Annotated in this window: 14 protein-coding genes and 1 tRNA gene; 6 read left to right on the top strand and 9 right to left on the bottom strand. The window is 66.4% G+C overall.

The annotated features are described in order from the left end of the window. Positions 1 to 42: 42 nt before the first annotated feature. Together ACTDI4_RS07140 and ACTDI4_RS07135 are read right to left on the bottom strand one after the other, a co-directional pair. A tRNA-His gene (locus tag ACTDI4_RS07140) sits at positions 43 to 119 on the bottom strand. A 379-nt stretch (positions 120 to 498) separates the two neighbouring features. Next, positions 499 to 957 (bottom strand): phasin, encoded by a 459-nt coding sequence (locus ACTDI4_RS07135; RefSeq protein WP_442840486.1) that lies wholly within the window; start codon positions 955 to 957, stop codon positions 499 to 501. Positions 958 to 1,214: 257 nt separating this feature from the next. Between ACTDI4_RS07135 and ACTDI4_RS07130 the strand changes: the two genes are divergently transcribed. Further along, positions 1,215 to 4,610, top strand: a complete 3,396-nt coding sequence (locus ACTDI4_RS07130) for a histidine kinase dimerization/phospho-acceptor domain-containing protein (protein WP_442840485.1) — start codon at positions 1,215 to 1,217, stop codon at positions 4,608 to 4,610. Positions 4,611 to 4,873: 263 nt separating this feature from the next. On the opposite strand, the gene ACTDI4_RS07125 is transcribed toward ACTDI4_RS07130, so the two are convergent. After that, complete coding sequence (locus ACTDI4_RS07125; protein ID WP_442840484.1) at positions 4,874 to 6,832, bottom strand: acetoacetate--CoA ligase; 1,959 nt, start codon at positions 6,830 to 6,832, stop codon at positions 4,874 to 4,876. A gap of 191 nt (positions 6,833 to 7,023) precedes the next feature. Here ACTDI4_RS07125 and ACTDI4_RS07120 point away from each other — a divergent pair, with 191 nt between their 5' ends. Then, the gene (locus ACTDI4_RS07120) at positions 7,024 to 8,931 is read left to right on the top strand and encodes an AsmA family protein (protein ID WP_442840483.1); all 1,908 of its coding nucleotides are present in this window, start codon (positions 7,024 to 7,026) and stop codon (positions 8,929 to 8,931) included. Positions 8,932 to 9,039: 108 nt separating this feature from the next. On the opposite strand, the gene ACTDI4_RS07115 is transcribed toward ACTDI4_RS07120, so the two are convergent. The 5 genes from ACTDI4_RS07115 to ACTDI4_RS07095 form a co-directional block, all read right to left on the bottom strand. Then, positions 9,040 to 9,858, bottom strand: a complete 819-nt coding sequence (locus ACTDI4_RS07115) for an ABC transporter permease (RefSeq protein WP_442840482.1) — start codon at positions 9,856 to 9,858, stop codon at positions 9,040 to 9,042. Positions 9,859 to 9,868: 10 nt separating this feature from the next. Continuing rightward, positions 9,869 to 10,837, bottom strand: coding sequence for an ABC transporter permease subunit (locus tag ACTDI4_RS07110; protein ID WP_442840481.1), 969 nt, complete (start codon positions 10,835 to 10,837; stop codon positions 9,869 to 9,871). Positions 10,838 to 10,845: 8 nt separating this feature from the next. After that, a complete protein-coding gene (locus tag ACTDI4_RS07105) occupies positions 10,846 to 11,985 on the bottom strand; it encodes an ABC transporter ATP-binding protein (protein WP_442840480.1) in 1,140 nt (379 codons plus the stop codon). A gap of 74 nt (positions 11,986 to 12,059) precedes the next feature. After that, a complete protein-coding gene (locus ACTDI4_RS07100; RefSeq protein ID WP_442840479.1) occupies positions 12,060 to 13,157 on the bottom strand; it encodes a polyamine ABC transporter substrate-binding protein in 1,098 nt (365 codons plus the stop codon). Between the two features lie 305 nt (positions 13,158 to 13,462). Next, positions 13,463 to 14,419, bottom strand: a complete 957-nt coding sequence (locus ACTDI4_RS07095) for a DMT family transporter (RefSeq protein ID WP_442840478.1) — start codon at positions 14,417 to 14,419, stop codon at positions 13,463 to 13,465. Between the two features lie 235 nt (positions 14,420 to 14,654). Between ACTDI4_RS07095 and ACTDI4_RS07090 the strand changes: the two genes are divergently transcribed. Continuing rightward, the gene (locus ACTDI4_RS07090) at positions 14,655 to 15,593 is read left to right on the top strand and encodes a fatty acid desaturase family protein (RefSeq protein WP_442840477.1); all 939 of its coding nucleotides are present in this window, start codon (positions 14,655 to 14,657) and stop codon (positions 15,591 to 15,593) included. Here ACTDI4_RS07090 and ACTDI4_RS07085 read toward each other — a convergent pair. Next, a complete protein-coding gene (locus ACTDI4_RS07085; RefSeq protein ID WP_442840476.1) occupies positions 15,587 to 17,023 on the bottom strand; it encodes a helix-turn-helix domain-containing protein in 1,437 nt (478 codons plus the stop codon). The two genes, ACTDI4_RS07090 and ACTDI4_RS07085, sit on opposite strands and share 7 nt — an antisense overlap. Before the next feature lie 238 nt (positions 17,024 to 17,261). On the opposite strand from ACTDI4_RS07085, the gene aceA reads away from it, so the two are divergent. From aceA to ACTDI4_RS07070, 3 genes are all read left to right on the top strand, one after another. After that, positions 17,262 to 18,569 (top strand): isocitrate lyase, encoded by a 1,308-nt coding sequence (gene aceA / locus ACTDI4_RS07080; protein ID WP_442840475.1) that lies wholly within the window; start codon positions 17,262 to 17,264, stop codon positions 18,567 to 18,569. Between the two features lie 39 nt (positions 18,570 to 18,608). Continuing rightward, the gene (locus ACTDI4_RS07075) at positions 18,609 to 18,851 is read left to right on the top strand and encodes an SMc00767 family acetate metabolism repressor (RefSeq protein WP_442840474.1); all 243 of its coding nucleotides are present in this window, start codon (positions 18,609 to 18,611) and stop codon (positions 18,849 to 18,851) included. A gap of 330 nt (positions 18,852 to 19,181) precedes the next feature. Beyond that, positions 19,182 to 19,580 carry a response regulator gene (locus ACTDI4_RS07070; RefSeq protein WP_442840473.1) on the top strand — a complete coding sequence of 133 codons (399 nt, stop codon included), beginning with the start codon at positions 19,182 to 19,184 and terminating at the stop codon, positions 19,578 to 19,580. The last annotated feature ends 19 nt before the right edge of the window (positions 19,581 to 19,599 follow it).

Raw genomic sequence — 19,599 nt, 5'->3', positions numbered from 1 at the left:
CGCTCGTTCGTCACGCTATCCAAATCCGTTCATGCTGGGAGGTGGTACCGTTGCCTGGGGTCGAACCAGGGACCTCCGGATCCACAATCCGGCGCTCTAACCAGCTGAGCTACAACGGCACAGGTGCCCGACGATGATCGAAACGAAAGGCTCACTCTTTGTCAGCCGCGCTCCTTCATTCGGCGAAGCGTCCTTACGGGCAATCGGAACTTAATTCAAGGCTTTTGACGAGGCAAAATCCGTTACGCCCCCGTTGTGTCACCACTCCCCATGTGGGGATCATGCGAAAAAAAGAAAAGGCCGGCGGGAGGAGGTGCCGGCCTTTCCAGTTCCGAGCCGGCGGGAGGAGGTGCCGGCTGGTCACCCAGGCAGCAAAGGGAGGAGGTTTTGCTGCCGGGTATCTCGTGGGTGCTCATATATCGCCGACATCCGGCACAAGGAATGCGGCGTCTTGCCTCGCCCCACCCTACCGGCGTTCGGCCGATGGAGCAGGACGCCTCAGGCGGCCTTGAAGTTCTGGAAGGTCTTCTCGACCACGCCCTTCAGCGGACGGGAGACTTCCTCGGCGGCCTTGGTGGCGATGGCCTGGAAGTCCTTGGCCTGGGCGACGCCCAACTCGACGCGGTTGCGCAGGAAGGAGGTCTGAAGCTCGACGACTTCCGACAGGGAACGTGCGCCGACCAGGGCCTCCAGATGCGCGAAATTGGCCTCGGTATTGGCGCGGAACGCGGCAATGGTCTTCAGCGAAAGCTCGCTGGAAGCGGCGCGGGCGCTCTTGTAGCTGGTCTCGAAAGCCTTCTGGGTCTCTTCGGCGCTGGACTTCAGCTTGGCATAGGCCTCTTTCGACTGCTCGACGCCCTTCTCGGCGAAGGTGCGGAACTGGTCGGTTGCCTTGGAAGCGTCGAAGCTCGGAAACTCGACATTCCCGATGGTCTCGGTAGTCTTGGTCTTGGACATCTGCGATCCTTTCACGGCTGGCTGGCGGTTGCGGCGGCACGCTGCATCGCTGCTGATGGGCATCATATAGAGCAGTTTATTGTGCATTGCAATATTTTGTTGCAATGCAACATAGTCCGGCTTTGGCGGACCTGCGGCGTTAACCACGCGCCCAGATTCCGGCGGCTGCACGCTCTGGCTTGTGGACCTTCGCCGCGCCGGGTTTTATTAACTTGTTAACAAAGCCTTAATCACCATCCGGAGGTTCGCCCGAGCGCATGCCGTCCGCCAGCTACTCGTTCCTCGATGTCGCCGTGCTCGACGATGTACGTTCGCGCTTTGCCGCGGGCGACGCCATCGTGATCCTGTCGGCCGACCTCGAACAGGTCCTGTGGGCCAACGGGCCGGGCGCAGCCGTGTTCGGCTATCCCGACATCGATGCCATCATCGGCGCCTCCGACACGCTGCCGCCGGTGGCGCGGCGGCAGATCGAAGCAGCGAGCGGCTTTCCCGACATTGCGCGCGACCATGCACTGACGCTGAGACTGGCGGCCGGCATGGCCAGCCGCGCGGTCAGTTTCCTGGCCAGTTCCATCGTCATGCCGGATGGCGAGAAGGCGATCCTGCTCAGCGTGCCGATGACGCTGGCCACATCGCGCAGCGCCGCCGAGATCGCAGAACGCGCCATCAGCGGCTTCACGGAAGACGGCCAGTTCCTCGCCTTCCTGGACGCCGAGGGCCATGTGGAAGCGGCTTCGGCGGGTTTGGCCGCGCTCGGCATCGCGCCCGAGACGCTGGCCGCGCTGGCGGCGGAGGTGGCCGACCAGCCCGACCGCATCGTCAAGCGCATGGTGGTGACGGCGGACAATTCGCTGCCCGCCGGGCTGGCGAGGCTGACGGACGATCCGGCGCGACACCTGCTGGTGGTGATCGACGAAGGCAGCGACGGGATGGAAGCGCCCGAACAGGCGCCGGAAACGGCCGCTCCCGCACATACCGCCCCGGCGCAGACCGGCAATACGGAAGCGCCCGCCCCCGCACCGGCCGAACCGCAGCAGCACGACCACTGGTATTTCACCGGCGAGCATGGGTCCGACCGAAGAGAGCCCGTGGAAGGCGCGCCTTCCGCACAGGCCGAAGCGCCGCAAGGCGAGCGCGATCCGGCCCCTGCCCGCTTCGTGTGGCGCACGGACGCCGATGGCTCCTTCAGCGCCATCTCCCCGGAATTCGCCGGGGCGGTGGGCGAGCCGGCCGCAGACGTCGTCGGCCGCCGCTTCCGCGATGTGGCGATGATCTTCGGCTTCGACCCGTCGGGCGAGATCGCCGGCCTGCTGGAAAGGCGCGACACCTGGTCCGGGCGCACGGTTTTGTGGCCGGTGACCGGCACGGCGCTGCGGGTTCCGGTCGACCTGGCGGCGCTGCCCGTCTACGACCGCAACCGCGTCTTCGAAGGGTTCCGCGGCTTCGGCGTGGTGCGCACGGCCGATGCCGTGGCGGACCCTGAAGGCATCGGGCTGGTGCTGGCCTCGGGCGGCGAAGGCAGGGGCGCGAACGCTCCCGCGCAGGCGGCCGCCGCCGGCGACGCGCCGGAAGAACCGATCGCCGAGGAGACGACCACCAAGGAGACGATCGCCAACGAGACACTGGCCGAGCCGTCCCTCGACCCGTTCCGGGGCGAGGTGCCGGCGCTGACGATCGCGCCGAAGCCCGACCGGCGTTTCTCCGACAAGGTGATCCGGCTGGCCGAGCACCGGCCCCCGCAACCGGCTCCGGAAAAGGGGCTGTCGGTGGTGGAACGCAGCGCTTTCCGCGAAATCGGCGAGCGGCTGAAGAAGGACGGTTTTGTCGAGGCCGGCACGGGTGAGGCCGAAGCCCCGCCGCCGTCCTCCAACGACAAGCCTGCCGGCTCCCTGCTCGATCTCGCCGGGCGCGAGGCCGAGCATCCTTCGGGCGCGGAGGGCGACGACAGTATGGCGGCCGCCGATTTCGCCGACGCGCGCGACGACGAGACCTTGCCGGCGACCGGGCAACCGGAAGCGCCCGCCTTGCCCGAGGAGACGGGACCGGCCGCCGAAAGCCGGTCCGACGAGCCGGCGCCGGAAGCGTCCACCGCCCGGCAGCCCGAAGCGGATCATGAGGTTGACGACGAAGGTGTCGTCCCGGCAGCCTTCGCCACCGCCGCCAACCGGGACCCGGACACCTCGATCCTGGCCAAGCTGCCGGTGCCGCTGCTGATCCACTCCGGCGACGTGCTGCACTACGCCAATGAGGAATTCCTGGCGCTGACCGGCTATGCCGACCTTGCCGCGCTGGAGGAAGCGGGCGGGCTGGGCGCACTGTTTGCCGCCTCCTATCCGGACCATGAGACCAACGGAGCCGACCGGGCTTTGCGGCTGCGCACGGCCGAGGGCGCGGAATTTCCGGCCGAGGCCATCCTGCGCGCGGTGCCGTGGCACGATCGCAAGGCGCTGATGCTGGTGATCCGCCGCACCGGCCAGGACGACGCGCCGGCGGCCGAGCAACCGGCAGCCACGACACAACCCGACATTTCGGAACTCAAGGCGCGCATCGCCGAGATGCGCACCATCATCGACACGGCCACCGACGGGGTGGTGCTGATCGGCCCCGACGGCGACATCCGCTCCATCAGCCGCCCGGCCGAGGCGCTGTTTTCCTTCGACAGCGACGAGGTGGCGGGCAAGCCCTTCACCTCGCTGTTCGCCATCGAGAGCCAGCGCGCCGCGCAGGACTATCTCGCCGGACTGGCCGAGCACGGCGTGGCCAGCGTGCTCAATGACGGGCGCGAGGTGATCGGCCGCGAGGCGCAGGGGCGCTTCATCCCGCTGTTCATGACCATCGGCCGCCTGCCCAACGACAGCGGCTATTGCGCGGTGATGCGCGACATCACCCAATGGAAGCGGGCCGAGGAGGACCTGACCCAGGCGCGCGCGCTGGCCGAGCGGGCGTCCTCGCAGAAGACCGATTTCCTGGCGCGTATCAGCCACGAGATCCGCACGCCGCTGAACGCCATCATCGGCTTTTCCGAACTGATGGTGGACGAGAAGTTCGGGCCGGTCGCCAACGACCGCTACCGCGACTATCTGCGCGACATCAACCGCTCCGGCAACCACGTGCTCGACCTGGTCAACGACCTGCTCGACATCTCCAAGATCGAAGCCGGCCAGCAGGAGATGGATTACGAAGCGGTGTCGCTCAACGACACGCTGGCCGAGACCGTGGCCATGATGCAGCCGCAGGCCAACCGCGAGCGCGTCATCATCCGTTCCAGCTTCGCCTCGCGCCTGCCGGAGGTGGTGGCGGACCTGCGCTCCATCCGCCAGGTGGCGCTCAACATATTGTCGAACGCCATCCGCTACACCCAGGCCGGCGGCCAGGTGATCGTGTCCACCGCCTACGAGGCGTCCGGCGACGTGGTGATGCGGGTGCGCGACACCGGCGTCGGCATGACGCAGGCCGAAATCGAACAGGCATTGAAGCCGTTCAAGCAGATCAATGCGCTCAAGCGCGGACGCGGCGACGGCACCGGGCTCGGGCTGCCGCTGACCAAGGCGATGGTGGAAGCCAATCGCGCCCGCTTCACCATCACCTCCACGTCGGGCGAAGGGACGCTGGTGGAGATCGCCTTCCCGTCGACGCGGGTGCTCGCGGAATAGCGCGGCCGGAGTGGGCCCAAAAAGAAAGGCGCCGGTCGGGCGCCTTGAAAAGAATGGGTTTTCGTCGTCACAACGGGCTTGAAGCAGGTCGGCTCCCCGCCGGCAAGAAGCGGGACGTCTTCCTCAAGTTGAGACCGACTATCGGCATGGCCCGTTAACAAATCCTTACCGCGGCCCGGCGAACTTTACCAAAGTGTACCACTCCTGAAATCGAGGTAAATTCGGGCGTTACCTTATGTTAACCATGGCCGCGCCCGCCGCCTTCACGATGCCAGTTGCGGCAGGTCCCGGAACAGGTCGAGCGCTTCGGGATTTGCCAGCGCCTCCTGGTTCTTGACGGGCCGGCCATGGACGACGTCGCGCACGGCAAGCTCGGTGATCTTGCCGGATTTGGTCCGCGGGATGTCGGCCACCGCCACGATGCGGGCCGGCACGTGGCGCGGGCTGGCGCCGGTGCGGATCTTCGTGCGGATGCGCTTTTCGAGGTCCTCGTCCAGTTCGACACCAGGCGCCAGCCGCACGAACAGCACTACGCGCACGTCGTCGTCGAAATCCTGGCCGATGCAGATCGCCTCGGCGATCTCCGGCATCTGCTCGACCTGGTTGTAGATCTCGGCCGTGCCGATGCGCACGCCGCCCGGGTTCAGCGTGGCGTCCGAGCGCCCGTGGATGACGATGCCGCCATGGACCGTCCACTCGGCGAAATCGCCGTGGCACCAGACATTGTCGAAGCGCTCGAAATAGGCGGCGCGGTATTTCTTCCCGTCCGCATCGTTCCAGAAGCCGATCGGCATGCATGGGAAGGCCCTGGTGCAGACCAATTCGCCCTTGCCGCTGGCGAGCGGCCTTCCCTCGTCGTCCCACACATCCATCGCCATGCCGAGCCCCGGGCCCTGGATCTCGCCCTGCCAGACCGGCTCGGTCGGCACGCCGAGCACGAAGCAGGAGACGATGTCGGTGCCGCCGGAGATGGAGGCCAGGTGCACATCGCGCTTGATGCCCTCGTAGACGAAGCGGAAATCCTGCGGCGACAGCGGCGAACCGGTGGAGGAAATGGTGCGCACCGTGGAAAGATCATGCGTGGAGATCGGCCGCAGCCCTGCCTTGCGGACCGAATCGATGAACTTCGCCGAGGTGCCGAAATAGGTCATCTTCTCCGCGTCGGCGAAATCGAACAGCGCGTTGCCGTCCGGATAGAAGGGCGAGCCGTCATAGAGCAGCAGCGTGGCGCCCGAGGCGAGGCCCGTCACCAGCCAGTTCCACATCATCCAGCCGCATGTGGTGAAGTAGAAGAAGCGGTCGCCCGCTTCGAGCCCGGCATGCAGCCGGTGCTCCTTCAGGTGCTGGAGCAGCGTGCCGCCGGCCGAATGCACGATGCACTTCGGAATGCCGGTGGTGCCGGAGGAGAACAATATGTAGAGCGGGTGCGCAAACGGCAGCCGCTCGAAGGTCACCGGCCGCACCGGGAACGGCGCCAGCGCCTCGGCAAGCGCGTCGGCCTTGCCCATGGTGGCGGCGACATCGGCCGAAGTGCCAAGATAATCGACCACCAGCACCTTCTTCACGCTTGGCAGCTTCGCCGCCACGGCGCCAACCTTCTCCGCCACCTCGATGGCCTTGCCGTTGTACCAATAGCCGTCGGGCACGATGAAGACCACGGGCTCGATCTGGCCGAAGCGGTCGAGCACGCCCTGTTCGCCGAAATCGGGCGAGCAGGAAGAGAACACCGCGCCCAGCGAGGCGGTCGCCAGCATCGCGGCGACGGTCTCGGGCATGTTGGGCATCATGGCGGCAACGCGGTCGCCCTGCTTCACCCCGAGCGAGACGAAAAGCTGCTGCAGTTGCGAAACCAGTCCGGCAAGCTCGCTCCAGGTGAGCCGCCGCTCCACCTTGTTCTCGCCCTTGAAGACGATCGCCTCGCCCGGCCCCGCCTTCTGCAACAGATTTTCGGCGAAGTTCAGCCTTGCGTCGGGGAAGAAGGCCGCACCCGGCATCTTGTCGCCGTCGGCCAGGATGCGCGCGCCCTTGTCGCCGACCACGCCGCAGAAGTCCCACACCAGGTTCCAGAACGCCTCGCGCTGCTCTACCGACCAGCGATGCAGCTCCGCATAGGACGACAACGGCCGCCCCGCCTGCTCGGCCGCCTTGGCGGCAAAAGCCGTCAGGGGCGCGGATGCGACGCGCTCCGCGGCGGGAACCCACAATGGTGCTTGGTCTGGCATCGGCGCTCCTCCTGCTTCGGCCCGCTTATGCCCACGCCACCGCGCGAGTGCAAGACATCGTTAAAACAGCGGCACGGCTATGCGCAAAAACCACTTTGCGGCCACAAAGACATTCCCATAAAGGCTTGCAATGCACAGGCCAGGCACTACACCTTTGCGCGCTTGGGCAGAACGCGAGCAAATGGGGCGAGATGCCATCACCTTTGATCTGGCGGCTTGTTTGGACGATGGTGGCGATCGTCCTGGTCGTGACGTTGAGCGTCGCCGCCCTGCCCTACATCGCCTCCACCCGTATCGTGCGCGACCGCATCGCCTGGGAGATGAGCGCCTGGAGCGGCTTCAGGGTGGCCATTGACGGCGATCCGCAGATTCAGGTCTGGCCCAAATTCAGCGCGGTACTGACGGACGTCACGCTCTCCAAATGGACCGAGACCAACGAGCCGCCGGTCGTCGAGGCGGAGCGGGTGGAGATCGACCTTTCCGCGCTGGCGGCGCTGCGCGGCGACGTCGTGTTTTCCGCCGTGCGGCTGATACGGCCCACGGTCAGGGCCGAGCCGGGCGCCAGCGGCCTGCTGCTGCCGGCAGCCCCCACCGGCGGCCGGATCGCGCGCGCCGTCGACGCAGCGCGGGCGCTCGTGCAGGCCAAGCCGGCGGACCCGGACGTCTCCAAGCTTCCCGCCGACGAGTTCGGCACGGTGGAGTTCCGCGACGGGCGCATCGTCACCCTTGTCAACGGCGCCGAGACGGATGTGGTGACCAGCCTGACGGGCCAGGCGTCATGGGCGGCGCTCAATGCCGGCGCCACGCTTTCGGCCACGGGCATCTGGCACGGCGAAAACGTCGCCGTCGATCTTTCCTCGGCCAGGCCGCTGCTTCTGTTTGCCGGCGGCACGGCGCCGGTGACCGCGTCGCTGAAGGCGGCGCCGGCCAGTTTCACCTTCAACGGCAATGCCAGCATTTCGAACAACACCTTCGTGGACGGCCAGGCCAAGTTCGCCGCGCCCTCGCTGCGCCGGGCGCTGGAATGGACCGGCGCGGGCATCGCGCCGGGAGCCGCCGTCGGCGCTGTATCGGTCTCGGCCAAGGTCAATGGCGGCGCGGGCCGGATCAAGTTCGACAATGCGGAGATCACCGTCGACAAGAACCCCGGCATGGGCGTGCTGGACCTGTCCTTCGCCGATGCGCTGCCGGCGGTCTCGGGCACGCTCGCCTTCGACACGCTGGACCTGAGCGCCTTTCTGTCGGCCTTTACGCCGCTGGCCGCCAACGGACAGGTGGCGAACGATATCGCCCCCGGCTTCGCCGATCGGCTCAACCTCGACCTCCGGCTTTCGGCCACCCACGCCACCGCCGGCTCGATCAAGCTTGCCAACGTCGCAGCCACGGCCCAGGTCAAGAACGGACTCGCCGTGTTCGACATTTCCGATGCCTCCGCCTTCGGCGGCAACATCCAGACCAGCCTGCGCCTCGACCGCCGGCCGGAAGGCACCCAGGTGGAGATGAAGTTGCTGGCCTCCGACATCAACGGCGCCGCCGTCGGCGACGCCGCCGGCATGACGCGGCTGATGCCGACCGGCAAGGGCACGGTCTCGCTCATCCTCAAGGGACCCGGCAAGGCGTGGGATTCGGTGCTGGAGAATGCCGACGGCTCGTTCTCGGCGACGTTCGGCGCCGGCAACCTGACCGGCTTCAACCTGCCCGCCTTCCTCAAGCACAACGAGCAGGGCGGGTTCTTCCCCCTCGACGAGGTCTCAGGCGGCACGCTGCCGATCGAGGGCGCGGAACTGAAGGCCACCATCTCGCGCGGCGTGGCGCGCCTCGACAAGGCCGACGTGCGATCGGGCCGCACACGCATCTGGCTGACCGGCATCGTGCCCTATGCAGGGCGCGGGCTCGCGCTCACCGGCGGCGTGACGCAGACGGACGAGCCGCCCAAGCCGGCCAGCGGCCAGGCCGGCGCGCAGGCCCAGGCCCAGCCCGGCAACCAGGAGCCATCGCCGCCTCCCGCGCCATCGCCGCCGCTCGCCTCGTTCTTCGTCGGCGGAAGCTGGACGACGCCCTTCATCTCGCCGATCAGCCCCCGCCCCTCCGAGGAATAGACTCCCGGGGCATGATCCTGTCCGAAAAGTCTGCAACTTTTCGGGATCATATTTCCGTCCCGACGCATGATCCTGTCCGAAAAGTCTGCAACTTTTCGGGATCATGCGTTACGCCCTCTGCGCAGCCTGCTCGTCGCGCTGGCGCTGCACCTCGCGGCGCTTGTTGACGACGGAGGCCGCGATCACGCCGACCGCCACGATGGCGATGAGGATGGTGCACGCGGCGTTGATCTCCGGCGTCACGCCCAGCCGCACCTGGCTGTAGATCTTCATCGGCAGCGTGGTGGCGCCGGGCCCGGAGGTGAAGGAGGCGATGACCAGGTCGTCAAGCGACAGGGTGAACGCCAGCATCCAGCCCGAGATCACCGCCGGCAGGATGACCGGCAGCGTGATGTGGAAGAAGGTGCGCACCGGCGGCGCGCCGAGGTCCATGGCGGCCTCTTCCAGCGAACGGTCGAAGGTGAGCAGGCGCGACTGCACCACCACCGCCACGAAGCACATGGTGAAGGTGATGTGGGCCAGCGTGACGGTGAGGAAGCCGCGGTCGAGGCCGACGGCCACGAACAGCAGCAGCAGCGACAGGCCGGTGATCACCTCCGGCATGACCAGCGGGGCAAACACCATGCCGGTGAACAGCACCCGGCCCTTGAAGCGGGTGTAGCGCGTCAGCGTGAGAGCGGCCAGCGTGCCGAGCACGGTGGCGACCGTGGCCGAGATCAGGCCGACGCGGATCGTCACCCAGGCCGCGTTCATCAGACCGCTGTTGGAGAACAGCGAGACATACCACTTGGTCGAGAAGCCGGCCCAGACGGTGACGAGCTTGGACTCGTTGAAGGAGAAGATCACCAGCAGCACGATCGGCAGATAGAGGAAGGCGAAGCCCAGCACGATCGAGGTGATGTTGAAGCGGTTCCAGTTCGGATTCATCGTGCGCGCCTCACCTGCCCGCTTCCTGCGAACGCGCCTGCGTGTGCTGGAAGAACATGATCGGCACCACCAGCACCAGAAGCAGGATGGTGGCCACGGCCGAGGCGACCGGCCAGTCGCGGTTGTTGAAGAACTCGTTCCACAGCGTGCGGCCGATCATCAGCGTCTGCGAGCCGCCGAGCAGGTCGGGGATGACGAATTCGCCGACCGCGGGAATGAACACCAGCAGGCAGCCGGCGATGACGCCGGGCAGCGACAACGGGAAGGTGATCTTCCAGAAGGCGCCGATGGGCCGGCAGCCCAGGTCGTTGGCCGCCTCGATCAGCGAGTTGTCCATCTTCTCCAGCGTCGAATAGAGCGGCAGCACCATGAAGGGCAGGTAGGAATAGACGATGCCGATGAAGATGGCGGTGTAGGTATTGAGGATGACCAGCGGCTCGCTGATGACGCCGATGCCGAGCAGGAACTGGTTGAGCAGCCCCTCGGGCTTGAGGATGCCGATCCAGGCGTAGACGCGGATCAGGAACGAGGTCCAGAAGGGCAGGATCACCAGCATCAGCAGCGTCGGCCGCAGCGAAGCCGGCGCACGCGCCATGCCGTAGGCGACCGGGTAGCCGACCAGCAGGGTCAGAACCGTGGAAATGCCGGCGATGACGACGCTGGAGACATAGGCGTTGAAATAGAGCGCGTCCTGGGTGAGCCACAGATAGTTGTCGAAGCTCAGTTCCCTCAACGGAGCGAAGAAGGCAGCGATGCCGTCGGCGACATCGAACACCGGCGTATAGGGCGGCATGGCGATCGCCGACTGCGACAGCGATATCTTGAAGACGATGGCGAACGGGACGAGGAAGAAGAAAAGCAGCCACAGATAGGGGACGATGATGACCAGGCGGTTCACCAGCCCCGCCGCCAGCCGTAGCGGCAGGGGCGACCGGTCAGCGTTCCGGGCGGCGTTTGCGGAGATCGCGGCATCGGCCATCGCGGCACCTATCTGGTCAGCACGACACCGGCGTCGGGCCGGAAGGACACCCAGGCACGGTCGTTCCAGGTGAGCGGATTCTCCGAGATGCGGGCGGCGTTCATAGAAGAGGCGCGCACGATCTTCCCGTCGTCGAGGCGCACGTGATAGACGGTCATGTCGCCCAGATAGGCGATGTCGTAGATCTCGCCCTCGATGGCGTTGACCGCATCGGCCGGCCGGGCGGGCGAGACCCTGATCTTCTCGGGCCGGATGGCGAAGGCGACGTCGGCGCCGGCGGCGGCGCCACCCGCATTCTCGGCGCGGATGGTGATGCCGTTGCCCGCTTCGATGCGGGCCGCCCCGTCGGCACGGTCGGCGACGCGACCCTCGAACATGTTCACATTGCCGACGAAGTTGGCCACGAAGCGCGAGGCGGGCGCCTCGTAGACCTCGGCGGGCGTGGCCACCTGCATGACCTCGCCCTTGTCCATGATGGCGATGCGGTCGGCCATGGTCATCGCCTCCTCCTGGTCGTGGGTGACGACGACGAAGGTGAGGCCGAGTTCCTGTTGCAGGTCCATCAGCTCGAATTGCGTTTCCTCGCGCAGCTTCTTGTCGAGCGCGCCCAGCGGCTCGTCCAGCAGCAGCACCTTGGGCCGCTTGGCGACGGAGCGGGCGAGCGCGACGCGCTGGCGCTGGCCGCCCGAAAGCTGGTGCGGCTTGCGCTTGGAGAACTGCTCCAGCTTCACCAGCTTCAGCATCTCGGCCACGCGCCTGGCGATCTCGGCCTTCGGCATGCCTTCCTGCTTGAGCCCGAAGGCGATGTTGGCCTCCACGGTCATGTGCGGGAACAGCGCGTAGGACTGGAACATCATGTTGACGGGCCGCCGGTAAGGCGGAATGCCGGCAAGGTCCTGCCCGTCGAGAAGGATACGGCCGGAGGTGGGCTCCTCGAAGCCGGCCAGCATGCGCAGCAGCGTGGACTTGCCGCAGCCCGAGGCGCCGAGCAGGGCGAAGAACTCGCGCTCGAAGATGGTCAGCGACAGGTTGTCGACCGCGGTGAAGTCACCGAACCGCTTGGTTACCTTGTCGAAGTGGATGTAGGGCCTGGCGCCGGGATCGCTCCACGGCGCAAAATCCCTGCGGATGCTGCCCAGCGATTTCATGTTCCGCTCCGTGCTTGCATGGGGCTGGACCGCAGGGCGGCCCCGGCCGGTCGCCGGGGCCGCCGCCGCATGCCTTACTGGCCGGTGACGATCCTGGTCCAGGTGCGGGTGAACAGGCGCTGCGTCTTAGGGTCGAGCGCCGTGTTGACGAACAGCTTGGCCAGGGTTTCATCATTCGGATAGATGGCCGGATCGTTCAGCACTTCCGGATCGATGAACTCCTGCGAGGCCTTGTTGCCGTTGGCGTAGTGGACGTAGTCGGTGGACTTGGCGATCACTTCCGGCCGCATCATGTAGTTCAGGAACTCGTGCGCTTCCTCCACATGCGGCGCATCGGCGGGGATAGCCATCTGGTCGAACCACATCTGCGTGCCTTCCTTCGGGATCACATAGGCCAGTTCGACGCCGTTGTTCGCCTCCTCGGCGCGGTCGCGCGCCTGGAAGACGTCGCCCGACCAGCCGACGGCGGCGCAGATGTCGCCATTGGCGAGGCCGTTGATGAACTCGGAGGAATGGAACTTGCGCACGCTCGGCCGCACCTTGAGCAGCGTCTCCTGCACCTTCTCGACATCGGCAGCTTCATGGCTGTCGGGGTTGAGCCCGAGATAGGCCAGCGTGACCGGGATCATGTCGGTGGGGGAATCGAGGAAGTTGATGCCGCAATCCTTCAGCTTCGCCGCCTGTTCCGGATCGAACACCGCCGCCCAACTGTCGAGCTTGTCGACGCCGAGGATCTCCTTGATCTTCTTGGCGTTGTAGCCGATGCCGATGGTGCCCCACATGTAGTTGATGGAGTATTCGTTGCCCGGGTCGAAGACCTGGGTGCGCTCCGTCACCATGTCCCACATGTTCTTCAGGTTGGGCAGCTTCGACTTGTCGAGCTTCTGGTAGACACCGGCCGTGATCTGCCGCTGCAGGAAGGAGCTGGTGGGCACCACCACGTCGTAACCCGTGCCGCCTGCAAGCAGCTTGGTTTCCAGGATCTCGTTGGAATCGTAGACGTCGTAGACGACCTTGATGCCGGTTTCCTTGGTGAAGTCGTCAAGGATCGAGGAATCGATGTAGTCGGACCAGTTGTAGACGTTGACGACACGCTCCTGTGCCTGAGCGCCCAGCGCAAACAAGGCCACGAGAGCGGTGGTCGCGGAAAGCCAGATCGCTTTTCGGGTCATGCAGTTCTCCTTCGATGAGTGTTCCCTGGGCGGTTCCGCCACGCCGGCGGACCGCGATCTTGTTCAGACTATTGAGCTTCCCGATGGGGGACAAGCGGCAATCGGCCGGCCGGGCCAGTCGTCAGGGGAATCGACTGCGAACCTTTGCCGCAGGACTGGCAGATACGCGAGAGCGGAACCCCGCCCAGGCCGCGAGCCGGAAAAAATGGGCAATTACGAGCCTGCCTTGTTGTTGCCTCATTCGCAGCCTGCCCGCTTCCCGGCTGACTTGTCAATGGCAAAGCTGCGGCCGCAGCCAGGCGCATTCAGTTGGGCGAAGGGATGCCGGTAACGCCCGGCCGCTCGGGGCGCGACTGGCGCGCCGCCTCCAGCGCGATATGGACGAGCAGCGCCGCAAACACGATGGCGCCGCCGGCAAGCGTGCGGCCGGACGGCACTTCCGAATGCACCAGCCACACCCAGATCGGCCCGAGCAGCGGCTCGAACGTGCCGAGCAGGGCCGCGATCGCAGCCGGCACCAGCCGCGCGCCCATGGCAAAGCAGGCCAGGCCGAGGCCGAGATTGACGACCCCGAAGGCGAACAGGAAGACCATGTCCGGCGCGGACACGCCGAAGGCCTGCGCCTGGAGCGCGGCAAAGGCCGCGGCGAAGATGGTGCCGAGGCAGGTGGCCGGGGTCATGCGCACATGCGAGAAGCGGCGGGTGATGACGGTGGCGATCGAAAACACGACGGCGATCAGCAGCGCCAGCCCGTCGCCGACGGGCGAGACGGCGCCGCCGAGCGATTCCGACACCATGACCGCCACGCCCGCAATGACGGCGGCGATGGCGAGCCATGTGGCCAGGGACACCTTCTCGCCGAGGAAGACCCAGGCAAACAGCGCCGCCAGCAGCGGCACGCCCGCCTGCATCAGCAGGATATTGGCGACGGTGGTGTAGGCCAGCGCGACGACAAAGGCGGTGGAGGCGGTGGCGAAGCACACCGCCACGGCCAGCCCCGGCAGGCCCATGTCGCGGAATAGCCGCAGCATGCCGCGCCAGCCGTCACGCCAGACCATGAAGCAGACAAGGAAGGCGGCCGCCCAGACGGAGCGCCAGAACACCACGGTCCAACTGTCGCCGTTTTCGATGAAGCGCGCGATCGTGCCGCCGAAGCTCCACAGCAGCGCGGACAGGAAGACCAGCAGGTAGCCGAGGCGCTCGTCGCGACGGGCGGCGGCCGAACCGGCGAATGGCGGAGGTGTCGCGGCGGCGTCTGTCATGGCATGGTCACCAGGCTGGCGGCACAATAAGCTCGCCTAACGCAAACCGGGAGAGGCGGCGTGAGCCAGCCGGCAAGGGTGGTTGTGGCACGGCGCGCCGCCCATGCCATTGGCGCTGAAACCGTGCGGCCGGACATGGCTGACGCACGCCGGTAAAGCCGCCCCCGGCCTTGCGATCGGATGCGCGGTTCACTACGGTCGGCGGCGCTGCGGGGCGGGGGCTGAACTGCAAATCATGAACACCTACGATGCCAAGATTTCCTCCCGGAAGATCAAGGAGCTTTCGGTGCTGCAGCCGTGGCGGAGCGCGGCAGCGATCGTCTTCGACTGGGCGGTGATCGCCGCCGCCATAGCCGCCAGCGAATTCTCGGGCAGTTGGTGGGTCTATCTGGCCTGCATCGCCCTGATCGCCGGCCGCATGCACGGCTTCGGCGTGCTCATGCACGAAGGCGCACATTACCGTATCTTCAGGGACAAGCGGCTGAACGACTGGGTCACGGACATTTTCGCCGCATGGCCTATCCTTGCCAACGTCCATGGCTACCGCCAGAACCACCTGGCGCACCACCAGCACACCAACACCGACAAGGACCCGGACTGGACGGCCAAGCTGGGCGACGGCGCCTTTGCCTTTCCCAAGAAGGCCTGGCAGGCTGCGGTGCAGCTCCTGGGCTATCTGGTTGCGATCAATTCCGCCCGCGACCTGGTGCGCATGGCGCCACGCGCCGTCAGCAGCCGGGCAACGCGCCGCTACAAGCTGTTGCGTTTCGGATATTATCTGGCATGGGCCGCCCTGTTCACGGTGCTGGGCATCTGGAAGGGCGTGCTGCTCTACTGGATCGTGCCCTATGCGACGCTGCTGTTCCTCATTCTGCATGTTCGCAGCGTCGCCGAGCATTTCGGCAGCATGGACTATGATGAAGAGCTCGGCAGCACCCGCACGGTGCTGCCTCATCTGTGGGAGCGCCTGTTCTTTGCGCCGCACAACGTCAATTACCACCTGGAACACCATCTCTATCCGGGCGTCCCGTTCTACAACCTGCCGAAGCTGCACGAGGCGCTCATGCATGACGAGGAATACCGCACCAAGGCGCATCTGACGCGCGGCTATTCCACCGGACTGCTGCGCGAATGCCTGTCGGCGCCGGCGGCCGCGCCGAACTCGGCCTATTGAAAGTCGAAGGCGCTCAGGCCGGTCACCATCTCGTCCAACCCGAGCGGACGCGTCACCGGCGGCTCGGCGCGCGACAGGCAGCCGGGGCGCTCGCATAGCCGGCAGGCTGGCCCGACCGGCGTGGCCACCACCGCGCCCGGCTTGCCGGGCGCCGGCACCAGCGCCGCGCCGTAGACGATCTCGTCCCTGAAGCCAATGTCGCAGCCCAGCAGCAGCGCCGTGCGGCGCGGCCGTTCGCCGAACGTGCCCTGCGGACCTTCCAGCGTGCGGGCAAAGGTCAGGAATTCCGCGCCGTCGGGCATTTCCACCGCCTCCACGAAGATCTGGCCCGGCTGGGTGAAGGCGGAATGCACGGCCAGCCGGGGGCAGCCGCCGCCGAAGCGGCTGTGCGGAAACCCTTGCGCACCCGCCCGGCGGAAGCGATTGCCGGCGTGGTCCACCTCCAGCATGAAGAAGGGCACGCCCGAAGCGCCGGGCCGCTGCAGCGTGGTCAGCCGGTTGGCCGCCTGCTCGAACGACACGGAAAAGCGCGAACGCAGCACGTCGACGTCGTAGCGTGCGCGAAGCGCCGCCGACTGGAATGCCTGATAAGGCATCATCAGCGCATGCGCCGCATAGCGGCCCAGCTCGAAGCGGGCCAGCCGGCGCGCCTCGTCGGAGCCGAGCTTAAGGGCCTGGATCCCGGCCGCCACCGCCACCGACATGCGCATCAGGCAGGCCTCCATGGCCACCTCGCGCAACTGGTCGTAGGGCGACAGCCGCTCCGACAGGAACAGCCGCTGCGAATGCCGGTCGTAGCGGCGGCGCCAGTTGGGCATGGTGGCCACCGGCAGCACCTTCACCACGATGCCGTATTCGCGCTTCAGCCACGCCTTCAGAGCGCCGAACAGATCGTCGCCCGGATCGAGCACGGCGGCGAAGGCTTCCGTCTCCTCCTCCAGCGCGGCGAAATGGTTGGGCCGGCGCTCGAACATTTCGCGCACCTCGTCCACGGGCAGCCGCGCGCCCGAGATCGCCGTGCCGCGACCCTCGCGCGCCAGCAATTCGTTGAGGTCCGACAGGCGCTCGGCCTGCTCGCGGTAGGCGCGGAACAGCTTTATCACCGCCGCCGCCGCGTTGGGCGCCGCCTCGGCCACCTCGACCAGCTCCTGGTCGCCGGGCAGTTCGCCGGCCAGCAGCGGATCGGAAAACACCTCGCGCAGGGCGGCGATCGAACCGCCCGCCTCGCCATGCAGTTCCTCCGGCTCGACCTTGTAGATCGAGGCGAGCTTGAGGATGAGCTGCACGGTCAGCGGCCGCTGGTTGCGCTCGATCAGGTTGAGATAGGAGGGCGAGATGCCCAGCCCCTCCGCCATCGCGGTCTGGGTCAGCCCCCGGGCGGAGCGGATGCGGCGGATGCGCGGCCCGGCGAATATCTTCTGTTCGGCCATCTCGGATATTTACACGATCTTTACACCCGCGGCCCGGCGCAGGCCGGCCTGCAGGCTTTTACATTCTTGACAACTTTACAAGGCCACCTCGTCAAACACAACACAAGTTTTCCCTTATCTTTGGCGGAAAACCCCGGTTTTTCTAGCCTTCTTTGCACTGCAATGTAAATGAAGTCGTCAGCAGACGGCGCGAGAGGCGGCGTTTGGAGAGCAACGCGAGACACATCCGGAGCAGACAATGACCGATTTTTACAACCTCGTCCCATCCGCCCCCGAAGGCCGCTTCGACGGCATCGAGCGGCCCTATGATGCCGAGACGGTGAAGCGGCTGCGCGGCTCCGTGCAGATCAGGTATTCGCTGGCCGAGAACGGCGCCAACCGCCTGTGGAAGCTCATCCACGAGGAGGATTTCGTCAACGCGCTCGGCGCGCTCTCCGGCAACCAGGCCATGCAGATGGTGCGTGCCGGGCTGAAGGCGATCTACCTTTCCGGCTGGCAGGTCGCCGCCGACGCCAACACGGCGTCCGCCATGTATCCCGACCAGTCGCTCTACCCGGCCAATGCCGCGCCCGAGCTTGCCAAGCGCATCAACCGCACGCTGCAGCGCGCCGACCAGATCGAGACCGCCGAGGGCAACGGGCTTTCGGTCGACACCTGGTTCGCCCCCATCGTCGCCGATGCGGAAGCCGGCTTCGGCGGCCCGCTCAACGCCTTCGAGATCATGAAGGCCTTCATCGAGGCGGGTGCAGCCGGCGTCCATTTCGAGGACCAGCTCGCGTCCGAGAAGAAGTGCGGCCATCTGGGCGGCAAGGTGCTGATCCCCACCGCCGCGCATATCCGCAACCTCAACGCGGCGCGACTGGCCGCCGACGTCATGGGCGTGCCGACGCTGATCGTCGCCCGCACCGACGCCGAAGCCGCCAAGCTGCTGACCTCCGACATCGACGAGCGCGACCAGCCCTTCGTCGATCACGATGCCGGCCGCACCGTGGAAGGCTTCTATCAGGTTCGCAACGGCATCGAGCCCTGCATCGCGCGCGCCATCTCCTATGCGCCGCATTGCGACCTGATCTGGATGGAGACGTCGAAGCCCGACCTCGGCCAGGCGCGCAAGTTCGCCGAAGCCGTGCACAAGGCGCATCCGGGCAAGAAGCTGGCCTATAACTGCTCGCCCTCGTTCAACTGGAAGAAGAACCTGGACGACGCCACCATCGCCAAGTTCCAGCGCGAGCTGGGTGCGATGGGCTACAAGTTCCAGTTCATCACGCTGGCCGGCTTCCACCAGCTCAACCACGGCATGTTCGAGCTGGCGCGCGGCTACAAGGACCGCCAGATGGCGGCCTATTCGGAGCTGCAGGAGGCCGAGTTCGCCTCCGAGGCCGACGGCTACACCGCCACCAAGCATCAGCGCGAGGTCGGCACCGGCTATTTCGACGCCGTGTCGCTGGCGATCACCGGCGGCAAGTCGTCGACCACGGCCATGCATGAATCGACCGAGCAGGCCCAGTTCACCCAACCCGCCGAGTTCAGGCCGGCGGCAGAATAGACGAAAGCGCCCGCGGGCGACGCAGCAAGGAGAAGACCCATGGCATCGATCAGTCGCGTCAAGGAACGGGCCGAGGAACAGTCCTCCGCCATGAATCCCGACCAGCAGGCCGCCATCCGCATGCTGGCCAACGACCTGCACCGGCTCAACCAGTCGGTCATGAAGGCGGTGGAAGCGGGCGTGTCGATCGAGCTGGTGCGCTCGGCCCGCCACCATGGCGGAGAGGGCAACTGGGGCGACCTGCTGATCCCGGTGGTCGTCACCAACCAGCACCCCGGCTGACCGGCTCCGCCAACCCCGACAGCCCGAAAACAGCGCGCCCGCACGGCCTTCGTGCGGGCGCCTTGCTTTGGGGCGGGCAGGCATTCAGCTAGGGTCATGACCTAGCCGCTTGACACTTGCCGCGATCTCACCAATCCTCAGGCCGCTTCAACTTGGAGCATCGGACCGGAAAGTGGTTTCCGTCTTTCGGAGAATCCGATGCTCGAACAAAGGGTAGACCGCCCATATGCGTTCGAACGCGGGACGGTCTAGCATTGAAGCGGGGGTGAACGGCGCATCATGCATCCATCGGACAGCAGGATCGACACGCCTGACGGCGCGGTCGACAGCATGCCAGTCGCAGACTTTTCCAGGGTGCTCGTGGTCGGCAGATCGCCGGTCAATCGCATCGTGGTTTCCAAGATCGTCGAACGCTCGGGCCTGAAGCCCATTGCCGAGGCGCCCGAGACCGCCGCCGCGATGCTGCATTCGTGCCTTCCGGGCACCGTGGTGCTGGACGGCGGCCCCGACAATGCGGAGTGCGACGCCTTGTTGCCGGACATCGTCGCCATGCGCCGGCGCACGGGCAGGCTCGTGCCCTGCGTCATCCTGCTTTCCACCCGCAACGGCATGCCCGATCAGGCCGCGCTGTCGGGGGTGGTGGACGCCGTCGTGGCCAAGCCGATCACGCCCGAGCGGCTGCAGCCCCTGATCGACCAGCTCATCCGCCGCCTTCATCACCGGAGATAGCCCTGCACAAGACTTTCGG

This window comes from Mesorhizobium sp. PUT5 (assembly GCF_052216645.1).
In the GTDB taxonomy this organism is placed as follows: Bacteria; Pseudomonadota; Alphaproteobacteria; order Rhizobiales; family Rhizobiaceae; genus Mesorhizobium.
Note: the sequence above shows the minus strand (reverse complement) of the source record. Positions and strands in the feature narration are given on the sequence as shown.

Excerpts from the sequence above, each read along its gene's own strand:
- ACTDI4_RS07125 (WP_442840484.1), bottom strand. The coding sequence starts at position 6,832 with ATGCCAGACCAAGCACCATTGTGGGTTCCCGCCGCGGAGCGCGTCGCA.
- ACTDI4_RS07070 (WP_442840473.1), top strand. The coding sequence starts at position 19,182 with ATGCCAGTCGCAGACTTTTCCAGGGTGCTCGTGGTCGGCAGATCGCCG.
- ACTDI4_RS07110 (WP_442840481.1), bottom strand. The coding sequence starts at position 10,837 with ATGGCCGATGCCGCGATCTCCGCAAACGCCGCCCGGAACGCTGACCGG.
- ACTDI4_RS07105 (WP_442840480.1), bottom strand. The coding sequence starts at position 11,985 with ATGAAATCGCTGGGCAGCATCCGCAGGGATTTTGCGCCGTGGAGCGAT.
- ACTDI4_RS07085 (WP_442840476.1), bottom strand. The coding sequence starts at position 17,023 with ATGGCCGAACAGAAGATATTCGCCGGGCCGCGCATCCGCCGCATCCGC.
- ACTDI4_RS07075 (WP_442840474.1), top strand. The coding sequence starts at position 18,609 with ATGGCATCGATCAGTCGCGTCAAGGAACGGGCCGAGGAACAGTCCTCC.
- ACTDI4_RS07115 (WP_442840482.1), bottom strand. The coding sequence starts at position 9,858 with ATGAATCCGAACTGGAACCGCTTCAACATCACCTCGATCGTGCTGGGC.
- ACTDI4_RS07095 (WP_442840478.1), bottom strand. The coding sequence starts at position 14,419 with ATGACAGACGCCGCCGCGACACCTCCGCCATTCGCCGGTTCGGCCGCC.
- ACTDI4_RS07090 (WP_442840477.1), top strand. The coding sequence starts at position 14,655 with ATGAACACCTACGATGCCAAGATTTCCTCCCGGAAGATCAAGGAGCTT.
- ACTDI4_RS07135 (WP_442840486.1), bottom strand. The coding sequence starts at position 957 with ATGTCCAAGACCAAGACTACCGAGACCATCGGGAATGTCGAGTTTCCG.
- aceA (WP_442840475.1), top strand. The coding sequence starts at position 17,262 with ATGACCGATTTTTACAACCTCGTCCCATCCGCCCCCGAAGGCCGCTTC.
- ACTDI4_RS07120 (WP_442840483.1), top strand. The coding sequence starts at position 7,024 with ATGCCATCACCTTTGATCTGGCGGCTTGTTTGGACGATGGTGGCGATC.
- ACTDI4_RS07100 (WP_442840479.1), bottom strand. The coding sequence starts at position 13,157 with ATGACCCGAAAAGCGATCTGGCTTTCCGCGACCACCGCTCTCGTGGCC.
- ACTDI4_RS07130 (WP_442840485.1), top strand. The coding sequence starts at position 1,215 with ATGCCGTCCGCCAGCTACTCGTTCCTCGATGTCGCCGTGCTCGACGAT.